This is a genomic window from Streptomyces sp. NPDC046727 (genome assembly GCF_040645635.1).
In the GTDB taxonomy this organism is placed as follows: domain Bacteria; phylum Actinomycetota; class Actinomycetes; order Streptomycetales; family Streptomycetaceae; genus Streptomyces.
Genome location: NZ_JBEYYR010000044.1, coordinates 62,814 through 82,170, shown reverse-complemented (window position 1 = coordinate 82,170; position 19,357 = coordinate 62,814). Strand labels below are relative to the sequence as shown.

Annotated in this window: 19 protein-coding genes and 2 pseudogenes; 13 read left to right on the top strand and 8 right to left on the bottom strand. The window is 72.7% G+C overall.

The genetic code is table 11. The features are described 5' to 3' along the window. Window positions 1-264, top strand: a pseudogene (locus tag ABZ937_RS36820) (CTP synthase); the annotation flags it as partial. A gap of 53 nt (window positions 265-317) precedes the next feature. Here the strand turns inward: ABZ937_RS36820 and ABZ937_RS36815 are convergent. The 4 genes from ABZ937_RS36815 to ABZ937_RS36800 form a co-directional block, all read right to left on the bottom strand. Next, window positions 318-767, bottom strand: a complete 450-nt coding sequence (locus tag ABZ937_RS36815) for a peptidoglycan-binding protein (RefSeq protein WP_361698634.1) — start codon at window positions 765-767, stop codon at window positions 318-320. A gap of 174 nt (window positions 768-941) precedes the next feature. Next, entirely contained in the window at window positions 942-1,544 is a 603-nt protein-coding gene (locus tag ABZ937_RS36810; RefSeq protein ID WP_361698632.1) for a hypothetical protein, read from the bottom strand. Window positions 1,545-1,673: 129 nt separating this feature from the next. Beyond that, on the bottom strand, window positions 1,674-2,462 hold the full coding sequence (locus tag ABZ937_RS36805) for a TIGR03943 family protein (protein WP_361698630.1): 789 nt from the start codon (window positions 2,460-2,462) through the stop codon (window positions 1,674-1,676). Further along, window positions 2,459-3,457, bottom strand: a complete 999-nt coding sequence (locus ABZ937_RS36800) for a permease (protein ID WP_361698628.1) — start codon at window positions 3,455-3,457, stop codon at window positions 2,459-2,461. The genes ABZ937_RS36805 and ABZ937_RS36800 overlap by 4 nt, the downstream gene beginning before the upstream one ends. Before the next feature lie 234 nt (window positions 3,458-3,691). On the opposite strand from ABZ937_RS36800, the gene ABZ937_RS36795 reads away from it, so the two are divergent. The 3 genes from ABZ937_RS36795 (at window position 3,692) to ABZ937_RS36785 (ending at window position 5,412) form a co-directional block, all read left to right on the top strand. Next, window positions 3,692-4,510, top strand: a complete 819-nt coding sequence (locus tag ABZ937_RS36795; protein WP_361698626.1) for a serine hydrolase — start codon at window positions 3,692-3,694, stop codon at window positions 4,508-4,510. Between the two features lie 173 nt (window positions 4,511-4,683). Beyond that, entirely contained in the window at window positions 4,684-4,914 is a 231-nt protein-coding gene (locus ABZ937_RS36790; protein ID WP_361698624.1) for a helix-turn-helix transcriptional regulator, read from the top strand. A gap of 84 nt (window positions 4,915-4,998) precedes the next feature. Then, window positions 4,999-5,412, top strand: coding sequence for an SRPBCC family protein (locus tag ABZ937_RS36785; RefSeq protein WP_361698622.1), 414 nt, complete (start codon window positions 4,999-5,001; stop codon window positions 5,410-5,412). A 12-nt stretch (window positions 5,413-5,424) separates the two neighbouring features. Here ABZ937_RS36785 and ABZ937_RS36780 read toward each other — a convergent pair whose 3' ends face one another. Continuing rightward, window positions 5,425-6,960, bottom strand: a complete 1,536-nt coding sequence (locus ABZ937_RS36780; protein ID WP_361698640.1) for a hypothetical protein — start codon at window positions 6,958-6,960, stop codon at window positions 5,425-5,427. 276 nt (window positions 6,961-7,236) lie between these two features. Between ABZ937_RS36780 and ABZ937_RS36775 the strand changes: the two genes are divergently transcribed. The 3 genes from ABZ937_RS36775 to ABZ937_RS36765 all read left to right on the top strand — a co-directional run bounded on the left by ABZ937_RS36775 (window position 7,237) and on the right by ABZ937_RS36765 (window position 10,223). Further along, window positions 7,237-8,310: an FUSC family protein gene (locus ABZ937_RS36775; RefSeq protein ID WP_361698620.1), complete on the top strand. Its 1,074-nt coding sequence runs from the start codon at window positions 7,237-7,239 to the stop codon at window positions 8,308-8,310. Continuing rightward, window positions 8,307-9,521 carry a PP2C family protein-serine/threonine phosphatase gene (locus ABZ937_RS36770; protein WP_361698618.1) on the top strand — a complete coding sequence of 405 codons (1,215 nt, stop codon included), beginning with the start codon at window positions 8,307-8,309 and terminating at the stop codon, window positions 9,519-9,521. Before ABZ937_RS36775 ends, ABZ937_RS36770 begins: the two co-directional genes overlap by 4 nt. Before the next feature lie 123 nt (window positions 9,522-9,644). Continuing rightward, a complete protein-coding gene (locus ABZ937_RS36765) occupies window positions 9,645-10,223 on the top strand; it encodes a hypothetical protein (protein ID WP_361698616.1) in 579 nt (192 codons plus the stop codon). Window positions 10,224-10,234: 11 nt separating this feature from the next. Here ABZ937_RS36765 and ABZ937_RS36760 read toward each other — a convergent pair whose 3' ends face one another. Continuing rightward, on the bottom strand, window positions 10,235-10,585 hold the full coding sequence (locus ABZ937_RS36760) for a DoxX family protein (RefSeq protein ID WP_361698614.1): 351 nt from the start codon (window positions 10,583-10,585) through the stop codon (window positions 10,235-10,237). A 62-nt stretch (window positions 10,586-10,647) separates the two neighbouring features. Between ABZ937_RS36760 and ABZ937_RS36755 the strand changes: the two genes are divergently transcribed. Beyond that, window positions 10,648-11,544, top strand: coding sequence for a LysR family transcriptional regulator (locus ABZ937_RS36755; RefSeq protein ID WP_361698612.1), 897 nt, complete (start codon window positions 10,648-10,650; stop codon window positions 11,542-11,544). An 81-nt stretch (window positions 11,545-11,625) separates the two neighbouring features. Here the strand turns inward: ABZ937_RS36755 and ABZ937_RS36750 are convergent. Together ABZ937_RS36750 and ABZ937_RS36745 are read right to left on the bottom strand one after the other, a co-directional pair. Then, window positions 11,626-12,324 (bottom strand): annotated as a pseudogene (locus ABZ937_RS36750) (polysaccharide deacetylase family protein); the annotation flags it as partial. Window positions 12,325-12,368: 44 nt separating this feature from the next. Then, window positions 12,369-13,310, bottom strand: coding sequence for a glycoside hydrolase family 11 protein (locus ABZ937_RS36745; protein ID WP_361698610.1), 942 nt, complete (start codon window positions 13,308-13,310; stop codon window positions 12,369-12,371). Window positions 13,311-13,615: 305 nt separating this feature from the next. On the opposite strand from ABZ937_RS36745, the gene ABZ937_RS36740 reads away from it, so the two are divergent. The 5 genes from ABZ937_RS36740 to ABZ937_RS36720 all read left to right on the top strand — a co-directional run bounded on the left by ABZ937_RS36740 (window position 13,616) and on the right by ABZ937_RS36720 (window position 19,349). Then, entirely contained in the window at window positions 13,616-15,142 is a 1,527-nt protein-coding gene (locus ABZ937_RS36740) for a hypothetical protein (RefSeq protein WP_361698608.1), read from the top strand. Between the two features lie 102 nt (window positions 15,143-15,244). Beyond that, a complete protein-coding gene (locus tag ABZ937_RS36735) occupies window positions 15,245-16,348 on the top strand; it encodes a hydrogenase expression protein HypE (protein WP_361698606.1) in 1,104 nt (367 codons plus the stop codon). Window positions 16,349-16,412: 64 nt separating this feature from the next. Beyond that, a complete protein-coding gene (locus ABZ937_RS36730; protein WP_361698604.1) occupies window positions 16,413-18,206 on the top strand; it encodes a nickel-dependent hydrogenase large subunit in 1,794 nt (597 codons plus the stop codon). Next, window positions 18,199-18,753 carry a NifU family protein gene (locus tag ABZ937_RS36725; protein WP_361698602.1) on the top strand — a complete coding sequence of 185 codons (555 nt, stop codon included), beginning with the start codon at window positions 18,199-18,201 and terminating at the stop codon, window positions 18,751-18,753. The genes ABZ937_RS36730 and ABZ937_RS36725 overlap by 8 nt, the downstream gene beginning before the upstream one ends. Continuing rightward, on the top strand, window positions 18,750-19,349 hold the full coding sequence (locus ABZ937_RS36720) for a DUF5947 family protein (RefSeq protein WP_361698600.1): 600 nt from the start codon (window positions 18,750-18,752) through the stop codon (window positions 19,347-19,349). Before ABZ937_RS36725 ends, ABZ937_RS36720 begins: the two co-directional genes overlap by 4 nt. The last annotated feature ends 8 nt before the right edge of the window (window positions 19,350-19,357 follow it).

Below are 19,357 nucleotides of genomic sequence, written 5' to 3'. Positions count from 1 at the left end.
CACCGGCACCGCTACGAGGTCAACAACGCCTACCGCGCCGAGCTGGAGAAGAAGGCCGGCATCGTCTTCTCCGGCACCTCCCCCGACGGCAAGCTCGTCGAGTACCTCGAATACCCGGCCGAGGTCCACCCGTACCTGGTCGGCACCCAGGCGCACCCCGAGCTGCGCTCCCGGCCCACCCGCCCGAACCCCCTCTTCACGGGACTGGTGAAGGCCGCCGTCGTCCATGCCACGGCCGACCGCGCGCCGGTGAGCGTCCCCTGAGCCGAGCGCCGACGGGCGGCCCGGCCGGTGCCGGTCAGGCCGCCCTGCCGTGCTCAGTGGGCGTTGGCGAACCGCTTGAAGGCGGCCCTGGTGCCGGAGCCGGCCTTGCCGTCGATGGGACCGGTGTAGCCGTACCCCTCCTTCAGGAGACGCTGGAGCGCCTTGATCGTGCCCTTGCCGACGACGCCGTCGATCGGGCCCGTGTAGCCCCAGTACTTCTTCAGGCAGCGCTGGAAGGCCTTCCAGCTGTTGGTGCCGAGCTTGCCGTCGACGGCGCCGGTGTAGTTCCAGTACGTCTTCAGCCAGCGCTGGACCTTCTTGGCCTGGGTGGCGTTCAGGCCGAGGTTGTCGACCGCCTGCGGGGTGACCGCCTCGCCGGCTGCCGCCGGGTGGGCCGCCGCGGGCGCGGCGAAGCTGGTCCCGGCGGCGGCGAGGCTGCCCGCTGCCAGCGCCACCGTGGTCGTGGCGGCGAGGAGCGTCCTGGTGAAGATGTTCGTCCGCATGTGTTTCCCCCTGGTTGACGAGTGCCTCTCGGCACGGCCCACAAGCTACGTTCCGTGGGTTCGCCACGTCGCCAACCAAGGAGTTGATCCCCGGCTCCACCGGCCGCGGTAGCACCGGGCCGGGCTACAACCTCCGCGGTAGGACCGAGGGGGCGCGCCGCTCGCGGTCCGCGGTCAGCCCCTGCCTCCGCTGAGGTTCCCCCAGCGGGGTCCGATCTGCTTCCACTCCGCGTCCCACTCGGCCATGCGCCGCCGGATGAGCCGGCCGCGGACCAGCCGTCCCGCGCCCCAGACCAGCGCGCCGGCGGCCGGGGCGACGAGGGCGCCGGTCAGGGCCGACTGGAGGTCGGCCGCCGTTCCGCTGACGGGGGCGGGCACGACCCGGTCCGCCTGGTTCGTCCACACCGTCACCCGGCTGCCGGCGGTGGCGCCCGGATAGACCTTCGCCCGGTCGGTGTGCACCGAGCCGTCCGCGTCCGTCCAGCGCACCGCGGCCCACACCCGCCCGTCGTCGTAGCCGCCGCCTGCGGGCGGGGTGCGCGCGCTGTCGTCGGTGAGCACGGCGGACACGGGGTGCACCTGGGCCAGCCGCGCCGCGAACGACTCCTGCGAGATGTGGGCCGCCAGCAGGCCCGCGAAGGCGGCGACGGCCAGGGCCAGCGCCCAGGTGGCGAGGACGATCCAGGCCTCGATCACATCGCTGTGCCGCCTGAGCGGGTTGCGCCGCCACCGCCACAGCCGCACCCGGGTGACCGTCGTGGGAGGTGTCCGCGTCATCGTCACCGCCTCCTCTCGCGCGCCGGCGGCCCGAGCCCGGGGCGGCCCCCCGCCGTGTGCCGGACCCGGTCTCCGAGCGAGCGTCACCCCACCATCGTGCACCTCTCTTCGCCCGTCGTCCGCCGCAGGCTAGGAAGGAATCAGCGGAAGGTCGTCGGTGTAGGCGTTCACCGGCTGGGCGACGGGTGTGGCGTCCCGGACGTCGAGGGCGGCCTCCGCGGTGCGCGTGCCCAGGGTGCCCCGCGGGTGCCAGGTGCCGGTCACGGCCAGCCAGGTGTCGGCGGGCGGCGCCTCGGTGCCGTACATGCGTACCTTGACCGTCTGTGAGTCCGCCGCGCAGCAGGTGAAGATGATGCGGGTCAGGTACCAGCCGTCGGCGCCGGCCGGGGTGACGAAGCCCGTCAGCCGGACGGTACGGCCGGTGATGGCGCGGCTGGGGTCCTGTTGGACGCGCTTGGTGAAGTCGGTGAGGGTCAGCGGCAGGGGCGAGGTCGCGGGCAGGGGGTCGAACCTCTTCTTCTGCACGGCGACGGGCTTGGCGTTCGCGCGGGCCGCGGTGTACGCGCCGAGCGCGGGCGGGGCGTAGAAGAGCAGGCTGAGCGCGGGGAGGAAGAGCAGCCAGGCGACGCGTGGGGTGCCGGTGTGGTCGTGGCCATGGGCGTGCCCGGGGCCGTGGCCCGGGACGTCACCGTGGTCGTCGCCGTGCGCGTGCTCGTGGCCGGTGTCCGTGGCCGGGTGCTGTCGGTCCCGGGTGACCGCTCCCGCCAGGCCGAGCAGGAGCAGGGTCGCCCCGGAGACGATCAGCGGCGGGCGCAGTCCTGCCTTGACGTAGCGCAGGTAGGTGTCGGTGAAAAGGGCCACGTGCAGCAGTCCGATGCCGGTCAGGGTCAGGAGCAGGGTCTGGACAGGGCGTTTCACAGCAGCGCGCCTCCGATCAGGACGCTCGCGGCGACCGCCACCACCGTGGTGGCCGTGGAGAACCGCCAGGCGAAGGCACGGCCGAAGGTGCCGGCCTGCAGGGCGATGAGCTTCAGGTCGACCATCGGCCCGACCACCAGGAACGCCAGCCGGGCGGTCGGCGAGAAGCCGGTGAGGGAGGCCGCGACGAACGCGTCCGCCTCCGAGCAGACGGCGAGCAGCACGGCGAGGGCCGCCAGGAAGAGCACCGACAGCCAGGGCGAGCCGGAGAAGGCGTCGAGGACGGAACCCGGCACGGTGACGTTGAAGGTGGCGGCGGCCATGGCGCCGAGCACGAGGAAGCCGCCGGCGTGCAGGAAGTCGTGCTGGAAGCCGAGCCGGAACTCGGTCCAGCGGCTGTGGCCGTGCCGGTGCCCGGTGTGCCGGTGGCGCAGCAGGGGGCGCAGCCACTCCTCCTTGCCGAGCCAGAGCCACAGCCAGCCCATCACGGCCGCGGTGGCGAGGGAGGCGAGCAGCCGGGCGGCGACCATCGCGGGGTTGCCCGGGAAGGCGACGGCGGTGGCCGTGAGCACGACGGGGTTGATCGCCGGTGCGGAGAGCAGGAAGGCGAAGGCGGCGGCCGGTGTCACGCCCCGGCGGATCAGGCTGCTCGCGACGGGGACGGAGGCGCACTCGCAGCCGGGCAGGACCGCGCCGGCGACGCCGGCGACCGGCACGGCGAGGGCCGGTCGCTTCGGCAGCACCCGGGTGAAGAGGTCGGCCGGCACGAACGCGTTGATGGCGCCGGACAGGGCGGTGCCGAGGAGCAGGAAGGGGAGCGCCTGGACGGTGATGGCCAGGCAGACGGTGCGCCAGGCCTGGACGGCGGGATGGTTCAGCCACTGGGTGCCGGCCAGGAGGAGCACGGTCGTGGCACCGGCCGTGAGCGCGAGGGCTGTGCCGAGCGGCCACGGCCGGATGCGGCGCACGGGCGGCCCGACGGGTACGGCGGCCACGCCCTCCACCACACCAACCAATTCATCCGATTTTTTCATAATCACTCCGGATGTCGGTTTCGAGCCGACGATAGGCGAGGAGGACGGCCCGGCCGCGCGTACACGCCGCCGCGGAGCGACCCGAACGGAACAATGCGCCCCATCGGTGGCTCTTCTCACAATCCGGGTCGAACAGGGGTCTGAGGTGACGGGCGCCACGTCGCCGGGCGCACATCTTGTCTACGTTCATGACCCATGCCCTCCCGCCCCTTCCGCACCGCGCGGACCAAGGCCGGCGCCCTCACGGCCTCGGCAGCGGCCCTCCTCTCCGTCGGCCTCCTCGACCCGGCCACGGCGACTGCCGCCACCACCGCACCCTCCGGGCACGCCCCGGCGCACGCCACGGCCGCCGTGCTCGACCTGGACGGCACCGGCCGCACCCCCGAGATCCACGGCCAGGACAGGGCGTACGACACGGCCAGCATCGTCAAGGTCGACATCCTCGCGGCGCTGCTGCTCCAGGCGCAGGACCAGGGACGGCACCTCACCGCACGGGAGCGGAAACTCGCCGAGCCGATGATCCGGCGCAGCGACAACGCGGCGGCCAACACGCTGTGGCGGCAGATCGGCCGGGCCTCCGGGCTGGCGGCGGCCAACAAGCGGCTGGGACTGACGGCGACGACGGGCGGGCCCGGCGCGAAGTGGGGGCTGACCCGGACGACCGCGAGTGACCAGATACGGCTGCTGCGGGCCGTGTTCGACTCCGGCGGCACGGCGCGCGCGGGATCCGGCGGGCTCGACGCGGAGTCCCGCGCCTACGTCCGGACCCTGATGAGTCACGTCGTACCCGAGCAGACCTGGGGCGTCTCCGCGGCCGGCGGTCCGGGCTCCCGGCGGGCGCTGAAGAACGGCTGGCTGCAGCGCAGCACCACGGACCTCTGGGACGTCAACAGCGTCGGCCAGGTCACGATCAAGGGGCACCGGTATCTCGTCGCGGTCCTGTCGGACGGCAGCGCGTCCATGAGCGACGGGGTGTCCCTGGTGGAGCGGACGGCACGTGCGGCCATGGCGTGAGAGCGCGCCGCCCGACACGCCGCACCCCAGTGGTTCAAACCAATCTCCGACCGCTGTGACACGCCTGTGACAGTCGGCGGACACCTCCATGAAGTACGGCGAGGAATCTGGTGGAACAAGGGCAAATCACCCTAAACGGACAGCCCCGATCCGTTCCGCCGGAGGAATCACCCATGAGCGCCACTCTCGCCGCGTCGCCCGCCGAAGCCCCCGCCCCCGCGCTGGCTCCGCGCGAGCGGGAGACGCTCCGGCACATCGCCGCCGGCCGCACCTATCTGCAGACCGCCCGCCACATGGGACTGTCCACCCACACCGTGGACGCCTACCTGCGCCGCATCCGGGCCAAGCTCAACATCACCAACACGGCCGAGCTGACCCGCGTGGCCATCGCCCTGGGCCTGTGACACCCCGGCGGCGCGGGCTTTTCACTCGCCGCCGAAGGGGCACGCGGTCGGGATACGACTCCCGACCAAAGGGGCGGTAGGACGATGACCGAGTACGAACGATCCCGGACCATGCCCGCACAGGCCGAGCACGTCTTCGACCAGGTGGCCAATGTCGCCCAGCTCGACGCCTGGCTCCCGGACGCCGTGCACGTGGACATCGAGGACCCGCCCGCCGTGACCGTGCACGAGGACCGCTCCGGCCAGGACATGCCCGCACTGCTGCGCTCGCAGCCGGACCAGATGCGCATGGAGTGGGGCACCCGCGAGCAGGGCAGCTACACCGGCTGGCTCCAGGTGGCGGGCATCGGTAGCGGCGCCAGCGAGGTGACCGTGCATCTGTCCTTCTTCGACGACAGCCACGACCCGGGCGAGCAGGCGGTGTACGACGCCCTGGACGGCAGCCTGCGGCGGCTGGAGGAGCAGGTGCGGTTGCGGGCCGACAACACGGGCGGCTGACCTGCTCGGTCACTATCCGGAGCCGAGCCGCTGGGTCGAGTAGGCGCACTCCGTGTAGAGGTAGCCGGGCCTGAGCCTGGCGGTGTCCGAGGCCGGGGTCGCGGTGCTGTCGCCGTTCGGCTTGTGCACGAAGTACGTGGTACCGACGGGGAGGCCGATGGTGCGCTGCGGGTAGTGCCTTCCGCTGTCGTTGCACGGCCTGAAGCCGGAGAACAGGGTGTCGGCGAGGGAGTACGCCTTGCAGCCGCCGCAGCCCTTGAGGGTGAAGCTGCCGGTGACCGGGCCGGTGTACAGGACGGTGATGTCGTCCGGGCTGTCGTTCTTGACCGTGACGGAGATGCTGCCGCCGGTGGCGGTGGTGGGCAGCTTACGGCCGGCCGCGGGCAGCGTCCGGGCGACTTCGGCGGCTATGGCGATCTTCTGGGCGCGGCCCCGGTTCTTGTGGTGCCGGTGGTCGGCGGCGAACTTCTCCATGGTCTCCTGCGCCGCGCCGAAGTCGCCGTCCCTGTACTGGTCGACTCCGCACGCGTACGCGCCCGCGTCGCCGCTCCGGCCGGCCCGGCTCGCGATCTTCGCCAGTCCGCCGTCCGCGTCACCGGCCGCACCGGACAGGTCGCCGATCCGGGTGCCGAGGGTGCGCAACCGCTCGACGGCGCCGCAGGGTTCGTCGCCGCCGACGGCCTTCTCCGCCTTCTTCACCGCGGAGTCGACGGCGGGCACCACCTCGGCCGCCGCCCCGGACCGGGGGAAGGTGTCCAGCAGATCGCCGAATCGGGTCACCCAGTCCGCCTCGCCGGCCGCCAGACGCTCGGCACCGCACTCGTACAGGGAGGTCGCGAGGCGCTCGTCGGGCCAGCGGGCCAGCGAGCCGAGCCGCTCTCTCGGCATGGTGCGGGGCACGGTGCGCAGGTACTTCAGCGGCTCTACGGCCTCGCAGTACTCCTGGTGGCCGTAGGCGGCGCCGACCGTCGTGTAATAGGTCCGCAGGCTGCCGGGGACCTTGCCGGCCGCGCGGGAGCCGGAGTGGTCCACGGCGATGTCGCGGTAGACCTCCAGGGCCGTGCGGTAGTCCGACACGGCGGCGGTGAACGCCTGCCGGCCGCTCTTGGCCACCAGGTCGTCGGCCCGTTCCAGGCGGCCGAGCAGCGCCTGCTCGACGGCTTCGTCCCGGGCGTCCTCGTACCAGAGGGCGCCGCCCGCCGGTACGGCGAGGAGCAGTACGCCCAGGAGCAGCGCCAGGGGCGTCCTCGGCGGCCGAACCGGCCGGGTGCGCAGTCCGGCGAACCCACCGTGGACGGCCGCCGCCGACAGGAGTACGGCATAGCCGGCGAGCGCGGCGCCCGGGACGCCGTCGGCGTCCGCGGGGAGCGCGAAGAGCAGGAGCGCGCCGGTCGCCGCCCAGCAGAGGGCCACCAGCAGACGGCGGCGCAGGAGCGCGTAGCCGAGTCCGAGACCGCTCAGGTTGAGCAGGGCGACCGCGGCGGCCCGCCAGGCGTCCGGCGGCACGGGCGGCGGGCTCGCCGGAAGAGGTGGCGGACTCGGCGGCATGGGCGGCAGCGGCGGTCCGCCGCCGAACCCCTGGCTCGGACCGCTCGGACCGTACGGACCTCCGGACATGATGACTCCCCCCGGGTCAACTGCCCGCATGTCTGCGGATCCGCAGTGTACGGGCGTGGGTGCGAACCCGACAGAGGACCGAAAACCCGCCCGTTCACACATAATCCTTATTTGCCCTATGCCCCATATGCCTGTTTATCCTGGGCGGCCTTGCCGGGGTCGTCCGAGCGGCCCGCGGGACCCGACGAGGATGGGGGCGAGGACGGCATGCGTGTCAGAGGCATCGGCCGTACCGACTGCGCCGACGCCGCCCGGGCGACCGTGGCCGCCGGACTGACCTGGCAGACCTGTACGACGCTGCTGCACACACCCGCGCCCTACGCCGGAGCCGTCGCGGCGCTGCTCATCGTCGGGACGACGGTGGTGCGCACCGTCTCCGCCGCCCTGCGGTACGGCGCGGGCTGCCTGCTCGGCGTCCTCGTCGCCGTACCCGGCGCCCTGTACGCCCGGCCCGGCATGGCGGGTCTGGCCCTGGTCGTCTTCGCCTCCGCGCTGCTGGCCCGGCGCGGGTTCCTCGGGCACCACGGCGTGCATGTGCCGACGACCGCGCTGATCACGTTCGCCCTGGTGCGGGGCCGCCACCCCGGTGAGCTGGCCTCCCATCTCGCGGAGATCGTGCTGGGCATCGCCTTCGGGCTGGCGTGCAGCGCGCTGCTGTTCCCCGCCGTGCGCGTGCGGTCCGCCGAGCGGGCGCTGGAGGAGCTGCGGGTGCTGGTCGCCCGGTATCTCGACGGTCTGGCCGACACGGTCGTCCGGCGCGAGCGGCCCCGGGAGGTGCTCGGGCCCGCCTGGGAGCAGGACCTCGACGCGGCTCTGGAGCGCGCCCGCACCTGTGTGGACGAGGCGCACGAGAGCCTGCGGTGGAACGTACGGCCGTGCGCCCGGCGCCGCCGCTGGCACCTGGACCGGCGGGTGCTGCGGACCCTGACCGACGTGGCGCGCGAACTGACCGTCACGGGCCGGCTCCTGGACGCGCACCCCCGTGCCGCCGGCCCCTCCGGGGCGGCCTTCGCCCAGCCGTACGCGCGGTTGCTGCGGACGACCGCCCTGTGCGCCTACTCCTGCCGGGGCGGCCGGCCGCACCCCGCCCTGCCCGCCGCCCGGCACGCCCTGACCCGGCTCGGCGCCGCCGGCTGCGATCCCCCGGCCGCCGACGCCGAGGCAGGCCGCCTGCTCCGCCCCCTGGAGTCGGCCCTGACCTGCCTGTCGGCCCCGGCACCCGCCCCGCCCGTCCGCACCCGCCGGGCACTCAGCCCGCTACAACCCTCCCAGCGACGATGACCTACCACCACACCGCTTCCCGGACCACCGCCCCGCACCCCACCACCCGCACCGGCGCCCGCCGGCCGGCCCGGACTCCGCTGAGCCGCCTCGCCTCCTCCCGTCCCCTGCTGATGGCGGCGCCCGTACTGCTGATGGCGGCCGTCGCCCTCACCGATCTGCTCACGCCCGACTGGCTGCACGTCTCCCCGGTCATGGTCGCCGTGCCCGTGCTGGCCTCGGTGCTGCTTCCCCTGTGGGCCACCGCGGCCCTGGGCTGCGCCGCGCCGGCCCTGACCGCCGTGCTCCAGGTGGACGCCGGACAGTGGGGGCATCCGGACTCGGACGTCGTGCTGTTCAGCCTGTTCGTGGTCGGGCTGACCTCACTCGCCGCCTGCACCCTGCGCCGGCGCCGGGAACGCCAGTTGCAGCAGGTGCGCACGGTCGCGGAGACGGCGCAGCGGGCGCTGATGCATCCCCTCCCGCACCGGCTCGGTTCGCTGGCGCTGCGTGGCGTGTATCTGCCGGCCGAGTCGGAGGCGCGGATCGGCGGCGACTTCTACGAGGCGCTGGAGACGCCGTACGGCACCCGGATCCTGGTCGGCGACGTCCGGGGCAAGGGGCTGCCGGCCGTCGGGGCCTCCGCCGCCCTGCTCGGCGCGTTCCGTGAACTGGCCTACCAGGAACCCTTGTTGACGAGGGTGGCCGAGCGGCTGGACGAGCGTGCCCGGCGGCAGATCGCGGCCGTGGACGGCATTCTGGACGGCGAACGGCCGGACGGCGGGGCGTCCGGATCGCTGTTCGCGGAACGCTTCGCGACCGCGCTCTTGGTGGAGTTCCCGCCCGGCGAGCCCGTGGCCCGCCTGGTGCACTGCGGGCACCCCGAGCCGTTCCTCGTGCGCGCCGGCGAGGTGGGCGGCCTGCTCCCCGATCGTCCCGGCGCCCCGCTCGGGCTCGGCGACCTGCTGGACACGGCACCGGCCGCGCAGACCGTGCCGTTCGGCCCGGGTGACCGTCTGCTGCTGTACACGGACGGGTTCATCGAGGCCCGGGACCGGCGGGGCCGGTTCCTCGATCTGACCACCCGTGTCGAGAGCCATGCCGGCCGGACCCTGGAGGCGATGGTGACCGGCCTGCGCCGGGACCTCGTCCGCCATGCCCACGGCGACCTGGGCGACGACGCGGCGCTGGTGGCGCTGGAGCGGCTGCCCGAGCGGCCGGGACCGCTGTGACCGACCGCGGTCCCGGTGTGCGACCGCCCCACATTTCGGCCCCTTTTCCCCGTCCGCGGTCCGGCCGGGCACGATGTCGCCGATGATGGGCGGAACAGAGCCGGCGAGGGGAGGGAGGCGGCCGTGGGCTGGACGACCGAGGAGTTCGGTGAGTCGCACGAGGGCATCGTGGGGGCCGTACTGGACGACGGAAGTGAGCCGAAGCCCGCGTACTTCGACATCGGCAGCGGCGCCGAGATGTACGAGACCAGCGAGTGGTGGGCGTACGACGGCAATCTGAGCCGGCCGAGGGCGGCGGCGGTACGGGCCTCGTGCAGCTGCGGCTGGCGCGGCCCGAGCACCCCCGTCCCGTGGGGCGAGCTGGACGAGGACGGCCTGGAGGAGCTGGACGTCTCGGGGCCGCGCCGGGACTGGAGCGAGCACATCGACACGGTCGAGCGGCAGACGGTGCCGCTGCCGGACGATCTGGCCCAGATGCTGAGCGACCTGGAGTGCAAGCTGCTCACGCTGGCCGAGGACGCGCCGGCCGCCGCCCTGCGGGCCGTCACCGCGCTGGACCGGCTGACCCGGCGCGCCGGCCGGGAGGCGGCCGGCGTGATCGAGGAGGACGGCGACCAGCGGTGGGAGGCCCTCGGCCGGGCGCTGGGCATCGGCGCGGACCGGGCCCAGTCCCTCGTCACCCGGTATCTGCTGCTCCGCTGAGCCCGGCCGTTTCAGCGGGCCGCCGCCAGCGCCAGCGCCCCGGCCGCCAGGGCCAGGAACAGGACCGGAAAACCCATCGTGCGGAACACCCGGGCCCGCACATGCGCGGCCACCGCACCGACGTAGAACAGCACCAGGCCGACACCGGCGGCGACGCCCAGGGGGCGTACGCCCACCAGCCCGAGCAGCAGTCCGGCCGCTCCGGCGGCCTTGAGCAGCGCCAGTGTGGGCAGCCGGCGGGGTGCCACGCCGACCGCGGCCGAGTTGGCGAGGACGAACGGTGTCTTGGCGAGGTCGGCCGCCGCGATGCCCGCGTTGGCCAGGACGGTGACAGAGGTGACGGTCACATAGGCGAGGTTCATGCTGCCCACGTTCCTCGGAGGGTCGCCGTGACGTCCAATACCAGCATCCATAACCTTCCGGAATGGATGTCGACTCCCGTCTCCTGCGTTCTTTCCTGGCCGTCGCCGAGGAGGGCAGCCTCGTCCGCGCCGCCGAGCGGGTGTTCGTGTCCCAGCCGGCGCTGACCAAGCAGATCCGGCAGTTGGAGAACCGGCTCGGGGTACGGCTCTTCGAGCGCTCGCGCGCCGGCATGGCGCTGACGGACGCCGGCCGGGAACTCGCCCGCCGCGTCCCGGCGGTGCTCGCGGCCTGGGACGACGCCCTGCGGGCCGCGCAGTCCGCCGGCCGGCGCACGGCCAGGGTGCTGCGCGTGGGGTTCGTGGCGAGCGCGGCGAACGAGGCGACGCCGGAGATCGTCGCCGAGTTCGCCCGGCGCCGGCCCGGGTGGCGTGCGGAACTGCGGCAGGCGTCCTGGACGAACCCGAGTGCGGGGCTGGCCGACGGCGAGGTGGACGTGGCACTGCTGCGGCTGCCGTTCCCGGGCCAGGAGGCGCTGCGGGTCGAGGTGCTGTTCAGCGAGGAGCGGTGCGTGGCCCTGGCGAGTACGCACCGGCTCGCGGAGCGGGCGGAGATCGACTTCCGGGAGCTGTGGGACGAGCCGTTCGTGGCCGCGCCGCCGGAGACCGGTGCCTGGCGCGACCACTGGCTGGCCGCCGATGAGCGCGAGGGCCGTCCGGTCCGCGTCGGTGCGGTGACCGAGCAGCCCGACGACTGGCTGAGCGCCATCGCCAACGGGTACGGCATCGCCCTCGCGCCCGAGTCCGCCGCGCGGTTCTACGCCCGCCCCGGTGTGGTCTACCGGCCGGTCAGGGGGGTGAGCCCCAGCCGGGTGGCCGTGGCCTGGTCACCGGCCGACGACCGGAATCCCGTCGTACGGGACTTCGTCCGCTGCTGCCTGGACCTGGCCCGCACCGACTGACCAAGCGAGCTGGTACGTACGGCGGTTGACGGCGGGCCGGGTCCGCGTGCCGTCGCCGCGGCGGGTGCCCTCTCAGGTGCGCGTGCTGCCGCTGGGCGCGACGGCACGGCCGGTCTGCGGGCTGATCATGCCCGCACACAGCCCGCGGCTCGTCAGCGCCTGGGCGATGCGCGGAACGGCGGCGAGGGTGTTGGCCGGCCATTCGTGCATGAGGATGATCTGGCCGTTGGCCAGCCGGGAGACGGCCTGCACGATCGCGTCGGTACTCGCGCCGTTCCAGTCCTGCGAGTCGACGTTCCAGAGGATCTGGGTCAGGCCGTACTTGGCCGCCACCGCCTGGACCGTGGCGTTGGTCTCGCCGTACGGCGGCCGGAACAGCTTCGGCGTGCCGCCGCCGGCCGCGGCGATCGCCTGCTGGGTGCGGGAGACCTCGGAGTCGGTCTGCGGGCCGCTCAGCTGGGTCAGATGCGGGTGGGTGTAGCTGTGGTTGCCGATCCACATCCCGGCGTTGGCCTCGGCCCGTACCTGAGCCGGGTAGGCGGCCGCGTACTGGCCCTCGTTGAACATCGTGGCCCGCAGGCCGTTCTGCTTCAGGGCGTTGAGCAGGGCCGGGGTGTGGTCGTTGGACGGGCCGTCGTCGAAGGTGAGCCCGACGTACCCGGTGCACGCGGCGGCGTGGGACGCGGGCGCGCCGAGGGTGAGTGTGCTGGTCACGGCCAGGGCGGCGACGGCCGTCGTGACGGCGAGGGAGCGTAACGACGGGCGCGGTCCGATGCGCATGGGGAATCAGCTCTTCTCGGATAGGGGGTGTCGGGGGGGCAGGGTCAGCCCGTGCCGCAGCTGACGGTGGGCCAGGTCCAGGTGCCGTTGGACTGGAGGGTGACGCCCCAGGTGTTCCCGTTGCCGTTGGGCTTGGCGACGAGCGTCTGGGCGCTCGGATAGCTCGCGGTCACGTTCCAGGTGGACAGCACCTTCTCCGGCGCCGGCACGTTCATCGTCACCGTCCAGTCGCTGGAGCCGCTGACCGACACATTGAGGTTGTACCGATCGCTCCACTGCTGGCCCGCCGACAGCGTGGCCGTGCATCCGCTCCCGCCGCCTCCACCGCCGGAACCGCTGTCGCCCACGGTGATGGCCGAGTTCCCGCTGCTCTGGTAGCCCTCGGTCGCGAGGATCATGTAGTTGAAGGAGCCCAGGTTCATGCCGGCGCGGGCCCAGGCGTCGAAGTGGTTGCCGGTGGTGATGGTGCCGCCCGTCCGCTTGGTCTGCCGCACGCTCCAGTACTGGTTGAAGGTGCGTGTGCCCTCGATGGAGGGGGCGTTGACCCGGGTCGTCTGATAGATGTCGTAGGTGCCGCCGTCACTGGTGACGGTGCCCTTGTACGTCCCGGTGGGGCGGTAGGTGCCCCAGTTGTCGACGACGTAGTACTCCACGAGCGGGTTGGTCGTCCAGCCGTAGAGGGCGAGGTAGGCGTTGCCGGACGGGTTGAAGCTGCCCGAGTAGGTGACGCTGCGGCGCCCGCCGGTGCTCCAGCCCTTGCCGCCGACGAAGTTGCCGCTGTTGCTCCACTGGGTGCTGTAACTCCCGCCGGCCCCCAGGTTCATGGAGACCGCGCCGCCGCCGTCGGTCCAGAAGGAGTAGTAGTAGCCGTTGTCGGTGCCGGTCCTGCTGGTGGTGAGCACCGTGTCGGCCCGCGCCACGGCGGGCAGGAGCAGCGCTCCCAACGCCACCAGCACCAGGACGTACATACGTCTGAACCGCTGCATGGTTCCTCCTTGTGCGTCCGCTGACGCCGATGAGTGTTGAAGCGGCTCCCGGCACTGTCAACAGTTTCGGTCGAAATTTCGAAACATTCGTCTATAGGCAAGGGCGCTGGTCTGGGAATTCCCCACCTTGGAGGAGGGATCGGGAAAGGGCTGACGAGCCGGATGCTCGATGTCATCGAATGTTTCGGAAAAGCGTGCTCCCTCCCCTGTCCGGCGCAATGACGGTGCGCCGGAGGGGCGGGCGGGCGTGACGGGTGTGACCGTGAAGGGGAGGGAACCGCGATCACGAGTGGCGAGGAGAGGGCATGGCGAACGGAGTCGGCGAGGGCTGTGCGCAGCTGAGTGCCGTGGCGGACGCCGTGCTGTACGAGGGCTACCTGCTCTACCCCTATCGCCGCTCCTCCGCGAAGAACCGGGTGCGCTGGCAGTTCGGGGTGCTGCTGCCCCGCGACTGGGTGGAGCGGGACGGACCGGTCACACCGGGGATCTCCGGCTCCGCCGACTCCTGGTACCAGCAGACCGAGTGCCTGCTGCGGGTCCCGCGCGAGGACGCGGCCGTACGGGTGCGGGTGCGGTATCTCCAGCTCCAGCACAAGCAGGTGGAGGCGGCCGACGGGGACGGGCGGCATCGGCCGGTCGAGTCGTTGCGGACGGCCGACGGGGTGACCCACCTGTCGTTCGAGGAGGCGGTGCCCCGGGAGACCGAGCTGGTGCTGCCCCTGGCGGAGCTGCTGCGGGGCGGCCGGACCGCCGCCGTGGGAGCGCCGGCCGGTGCGGAGCACGAGCCGTTGCCCTCGGGGGCCGGGCGTACGGTGCGGCGGCGCCGGGAGGTGCCGGCCGAGACCACGGTGGTGGCCGAGCCGCTCGGGCCGGAGCTGTACCGGCTGCGGGTGCGCACCGAGAACGCCGCGACGGCGGCCGACCCGCAGGCCCCGCGGGGTGCGGTGCTGGATCGAGCGCTGCTCGCCACGCACACGCTCCTCGCCGGCGACGGAGTGGAGTTCGTGTCGCTGATCGATCCGCCCGCCGCGCTCGCGGAGCATGCGCGGAACTGCCGTAACGCGTTCACGTTTCCCGTGCTCGGCGGGGCACCGCCCGAGGCCGCGGACGGCGACGGGGCGACGAGCACGCTCCTGCTCTCCGCGCCGATCATCCTCCCGGACCGTCCGCAGGTGGCGCCGGAGAGCCCGGGCGACCTGCACGACGCGGCGGAGATCGACGAGATCCTCACGCTGCGCACGATGCTGCTGACCGACGAGGAGAAGGCGGAGGCGCGGGCCACCGATCCGCGGGCCGCGCGGATCCTCGACCGGGTGGACACCATGCCCCGGGAGGTCCTCGCCCGGCTGCACGGAGCCATCCGGTCCCTGAACCCCGCACCGGCTCCCGCCGCCGGGCGGCCCGCCTGGTGGCAGGAGGGCGGGGACGACGGGCTGTCCCCGGCGACGGACACGGTACTGGTGGGCGGGGTGCCCGTGGGCGGCGGCAGCCGGGTGCGGCTGTGTCCGCGCGGCCGGGGTGCCGACGCCCAGGACATGTTCCTCGCCGGGCGGACCGCCCGGGTCGCCGGGGTCTTCCACGACGTGGACGGCGGTGTCCGCCTGGCCGTCACCGTGGACGACGATCCCGCCGCCGAACTGCACGGCTGGTACGGCCGGTTCCACTACTTCCGGCCCGACGAGATCGAGCCGCTCGGCAGCGCGGACGCACCGGGTCCGGTCCCGCGCAGCGCGGACGCACCGGGCCCCGTCCCGCCGGCCCGGCCGCAGGCCCCGCGTCCCGCGCGGCCGGCCGACCGCCCGGAAAGGGGACGGTCCGATGCACATGCCTGAGGCGCCCGCGCACGACCGGCGGACGGTCGCCCCGACCCTCGCGGCTCCGTCGGCCGCGGCCCAGGAACGATTCCGCAACCGGCAGCAACGGAGGCCGCAGACATGACCACACAGAGCGGTAGCACCGAAGTCCGCGGCGAGCCCGGCGGGGCCGAGGCGCGCGGTGGCTTCGACGAGATCACCATCCTCTGGATCTCGGAGGGCATGAGCTGCGACGGCGACACGGTGTCGCTGACCGCCGCGGGCCAGCCGTCCATCGAGGACGTGGTGCTCGGGCTCATCCCGGGCCTGCCCAAGGTGAACCTCGTCAACAAGGTCCTCTCCCCGAGCCTGGGCGGCGAGGACTTCCTCGCCCCCTACCGGGCGGCGGCCCGCGGAGACCTGGAGCCGTTCATCCTCGTCATCGAGGGCTCGGTCCCGAACCAGAACATCATCGAGGGCGACGGTTACTGGACCTCGTTCGGCAACGACCCGGACACCGGTGAGCCGCAGACGCTGAACGAGTGGATCGACCAACTGGCGCCCAGGGCCTGGGCGGTGGTCGCCGCCGGTACCTGTGCGACGTTCGGCGGCATCCACGCGATGGCCGGCAACCCGACCGGCTGCATGGGCCTCGCGGACTACCTGGGCTGGGACTTCAAGGCGCGGTCGGGGCTGCCGGTCGTCAACGTGCCCGGCTGTCCGATCCAGCCGGAGAACTTCATGGAGACCCTGATCTGGGTGCTCCAGCACGCGGCCGGTGCCGCTCCCGCGCCGCCGCTCGACCACATGCTGCGTCCGCAGTGGCTGTTCGGGAAGACCGTCCACGAGGGCTGCGACCGGGCCGCGTACTACGAGCAGGCCGACTTCTCGATGGACTACAACTCCCCCAAGTGCCAGGTGAAGGTCGGCTGCTGGGGCCCGGTCGTCAACTGCAACGTGCCCAAGCGCGGCTGGATGGCCGGCATCGGCGGCTGCCCGAACGTCGGCGGCATCTGCATCGGCTGCACGATGCCGAGCTTCCCGGACGCCTTCATGCCGTTCATGGACGAACCCCCGGGCGGCACGCTGTCGACCCTGCTCGTCAAGCCGTACGGAGCCGTCGTCCGCCGGCTGCGCGGTCTGACCAACGACGTGGTCAACCACGAGCCCAAGTGGCGCCACAACAAGCGCAAGCTCACCAGCGGTTACGACCCGCACTGGCGCGCGGGCGCGAGTCACCGCTGACCGCGTCCGACCCGCGTCCCGCCATCCATCCGCCCAACCCGAACAGCGAGGGGCAGCACCGCAGATGACGACCACCGAGTCCCGGCAAAAGGGACGCAAATCCGCCCAGATCGTGGACATGTCGTGGGATCCGATCACCCGGATCATCGGCAACCTGGGGATCTACACGAAGATCGACTTCGCCAACCAGGAAGTCGTGGAGTGCCACAGCACCTCGTCGCTGTTCCGCGGCTATTCGGTGTTCATGAAGGGCAAGGACCCGCGGGACGCCGGGTTCATCACCTCGCGGATCTGCGGCATCTGCGGCGACAACCACACCACCTGCTCCAACTACGCCCAGCAGATGGCCTACGGCGTCAAACCGCCGAAGCTGGCCGAGCACATCACCAACCTCGGCGAGGCGGCGGAGTACATCTTCGACCACACGATCTTCCAGGACAACCTGGTCTTCGTGGACTTCTGCGAGGCAATGGTCAAGGCCACCAACCCCGGCGTCCTGGCCCGCGCCGAGCGCACCGACGCACCGCGCGGCGACGTCCACGGCTACCGGACCATCGCCGACATCATGAAGGCGTTCAACCCCTTCGAGGGCGAGGTCTACAAGGAGGCGCTGAAGGTCAGCCGGATCACCCGGGAGATGTTCTGCCTGATGGAGGGGCGGCACGTGCACCCCTCCACGATGTATCCGGGCGGGGTCGGCACGATGCCGCAGCCGAACACCTTCACCGACTACCTCAGCCGCCTCATGCGCGTCATCGACTTCATCAAGAAGGCGGTGGCGATGAACGACGACGTCTTCGACTTCTTCTACGAGGCCCTGCCGGGCTACGAGGAGGTCGGCAGGCGCCGCATCCTGCTGGGGTGCTGGGGCGCCTTCCAGGACCCGGACGTGGTCGACTACCGCTACGCGACGATGAACGAGTGGGGCCGGGCGATGTACGTCACCCCGGGCGTCATCGTGGACGGCGAGCTGCTCACCAACAACCTGATCGACATCAACCTCGGGCTGCGCATCATGCTGGGCAGCTCCTTCTACGAGGACTGGGTGAACGAGGAGCCGTTCGTCACCCACGACCCGCTCGGCAACCCCGTCGACATGCGCCACCCGTGGAACCAGACCACGGTCCCGGTGCCGCAGAAGCGGGACTTCGAGGGCAACTACAGCTGGGTGATGAGCCCCCGCTGGTACCACCCGCAGACCGGCGAGCACCTCGCCCTGGACACCGGCGGCGGCCCCCTCGCCCGGCTCTGGTCGACCGCCCTGAGCGGCCTGGTGGACACGCCGTACGTCAAGGCGACCGGCGGCGCCATCCGCATCACCCTGCCCAAGGGCGAGAAGCTGCCGGAGACGACCCTGGAGTGGCGCATCCCGAAGTGGAGCAACACCCTCGAACGGGACCGCGCCCGGCCCTACTTCATCGCCTACGCCGCCGCCATGGCCCTGCACTTCCTGGAGGAGGCGATGGGGATGCTCAGGAACGGCGACACCAAGGTGTACGAGAACTTCGAGGTGCCGGACGAGGCGATCGGCTGCGGCTTCCACGAGGCGGTGCGCGGTGTCCTGTCCCACCATCTGGTGATCCGGGACAAGAAGATCGCCAACTACCACCCGTACCCGCCGACCCCGTGGAACGCCAGCCCGCGCGATGTCCACGGCACCCCGGGCCCCTACGAGGACGCCGTGCAGGGGCAGCCGATCTTCGAGGAGAACGGGCCCGACGACTTCAAGGGGGTCGACATCATGCGCACCGTCCGCAGCTTCGACCCCTGTCTGCCGTGCGGTGTGCACATGTACATGGGCAAGGGCAAGACGCTGACCACCGTGCACTCGCCGACGTACGGAGCCGGTCATGGCTGAGGCCTCCGTGCGGCTCCCGGACCCGGTGGTCGAGGCGCGGCTCGCCCGTCTGGACGACGTGCTGGCCGGGCTGGAGGCCACGCCGGGCCCGGCACTGGAGGCGGTCCGGCTGCTGACCGAGGTCTACGGCGAGGCCCTCGCCCGCGTGCTCGACCACGCGGAGGAGCCGCTGCGCGAGCGGCTCGCCGACGACGAGCTGCTGGGGCATCTGCTGGTCCTGCACCGGATCCACCCCGAGCCCCCCGAGCGCCGGGCCGCGCGCGCGGTCGAGAAGCTGCGGCCGGCGGTGCGCGAGCGCGGCGGTGACCTGGAGTGGGCCGGGATCGACGGGCAGGTGGCGCGGGTGCGGCTGAGCACCGGCGGCGGCTGCGGTTCCGGCTGCGGCGGCGGGTCCGGCGAGGTCGTCGAAGCCGTACGGGCGGCCGTCCTCGCCGTGGCGCCGGAGCTGGAGTCGGTCGAGGCGGTCGAGGCGGCCCGCGCGGCGGCCCCCGCGTTCGTACCGCTGAACTCGATCAAGCGCCGGGCCGTGCCCCAGGAGGCGCGGTGACCCTGGACGGAGCACTCGCCCGGGTGATCCGCTCCGCCGCCGCCGACCGCGCGGCGAGGGCCGAGGCCGAGGTCTGCGAGCTGTGCGCCGCCCGCGTGCCCGTGGACCACCCCCATCTGTACGACACCGGTGCCGCCGAGGTGCGGTGCGTGTGCCGCCCCTGCTCGGTGCTGTTCGCCGACGACGGCGCGGGCGAGGGCCGCTACCGGCTGGTGCCCCGGCGCCGGCTGCGCCTGCCGCCGGTGGACACGGGGGTGCTGGGTGTCCCGGTGGGGCTGGTGTTCTTCGTGCCGCGCTCCGACGGCACGGTCACCGCGCAGGGACCGAGCCCGGCCGGGGCCATGCGCTGGGAGGTGGACGCGGCGGCCTGGCGGCGGCTGGCCGCCGGCGTCCCGCAGGTCGCCGCCATGACACACGATGTGGAGGCGCTGCTGGTGAACACCGTGCGCGGCCTCCACGAACACTGGATCGTGCCGGTCGACGACTGCTACCGGATGATCGCCCTGGTCCGCCGCGAGTGGCGGGGCCTGTCCGGTGGCGGCCGGGTCTGGTCGGCCGTAGAACAGTTTTTCAGGGAGCTGACCGAGCGGTCGTGACTGACCCG

What these genes read in the sequence shown, in the direction of transcription:
- ABZ937_RS36745 (WP_361698610.1), bottom strand. Translation starts at nt 13,310, where the DNA reads ATGCAGCGGTTCAGACGTATGTACGTCCTGGTGCTGGTGGCGTTGGGA.
- ABZ937_RS36775 (WP_361698620.1), top strand. Translation starts at nt 7,237, where the DNA reads ATGCGTGTCAGAGGCATCGGCCGTACCGACTGCGCCGACGCCGCCCGG.
- ABZ937_RS36795 (WP_361698626.1), top strand. Translation starts at nt 3,692, where the DNA reads ATGCCCTCCCGCCCCTTCCGCACCGCGCGGACCAAGGCCGGCGCCCTC.
- ABZ937_RS36790 (WP_361698624.1), top strand. Translation starts at nt 4,684, where the DNA reads ATGAGCGCCACTCTCGCCGCGTCGCCCGCCGAAGCCCCCGCCCCCGCG.
- ABZ937_RS36730 (WP_361698604.1), top strand. Translation starts at nt 16,413, where the DNA reads ATGACGACCACCGAGTCCCGGCAAAAGGGACGCAAATCCGCCCAGATC.
- ABZ937_RS36755 (WP_361698612.1), top strand. Translation starts at nt 10,648, where the DNA reads ATGGATGTCGACTCCCGTCTCCTGCGTTCTTTCCTGGCCGTCGCCGAG.
- ABZ937_RS36725 (WP_361698602.1), top strand. Translation starts at nt 18,199, where the DNA reads ATGGCTGAGGCCTCCGTGCGGCTCCCGGACCCGGTGGTCGAGGCGCGG.
- ABZ937_RS36770 (WP_361698618.1), top strand. Translation starts at nt 8,307, where the DNA reads ATGACCTACCACCACACCGCTTCCCGGACCACCGCCCCGCACCCCACC.
- ABZ937_RS36810 (WP_361698632.1), bottom strand. Translation starts at nt 1,544, where the DNA reads ATGACGCGGACACCTCCCACGACGGTCACCCGGGTGCGGCTGTGGCGG.
- ABZ937_RS36740 (WP_361698608.1), top strand. Translation starts at nt 13,616, where the DNA reads ATGGCGAACGGAGTCGGCGAGGGCTGTGCGCAGCTGAGTGCCGTGGCG.
- ABZ937_RS36785 (WP_361698622.1), top strand. Translation starts at nt 4,999, where the DNA reads ATGACCGAGTACGAACGATCCCGGACCATGCCCGCACAGGCCGAGCAC.
- ABZ937_RS36735 (WP_361698606.1), top strand. Translation starts at nt 15,245, where the DNA reads ATGACCACACAGAGCGGTAGCACCGAAGTCCGCGGCGAGCCCGGCGGG.
- ABZ937_RS36815 (WP_361698634.1), bottom strand. Translation starts at nt 767, where the DNA reads ATGCGGACGAACATCTTCACCAGGACGCTCCTCGCCGCCACGACCACG.
- ABZ937_RS36760 (WP_361698614.1), bottom strand. Translation starts at nt 10,585, where the DNA reads ATGAACCTCGCCTATGTGACCGTCACCTCTGTCACCGTCCTGGCCAAC.
- ABZ937_RS36780 (WP_361698640.1), bottom strand. Translation starts at nt 6,960, where the DNA reads ATGCCGCCGAGTCCGCCACCTCTTCCGGCGAGCCCGCCGCCCGTGCCG.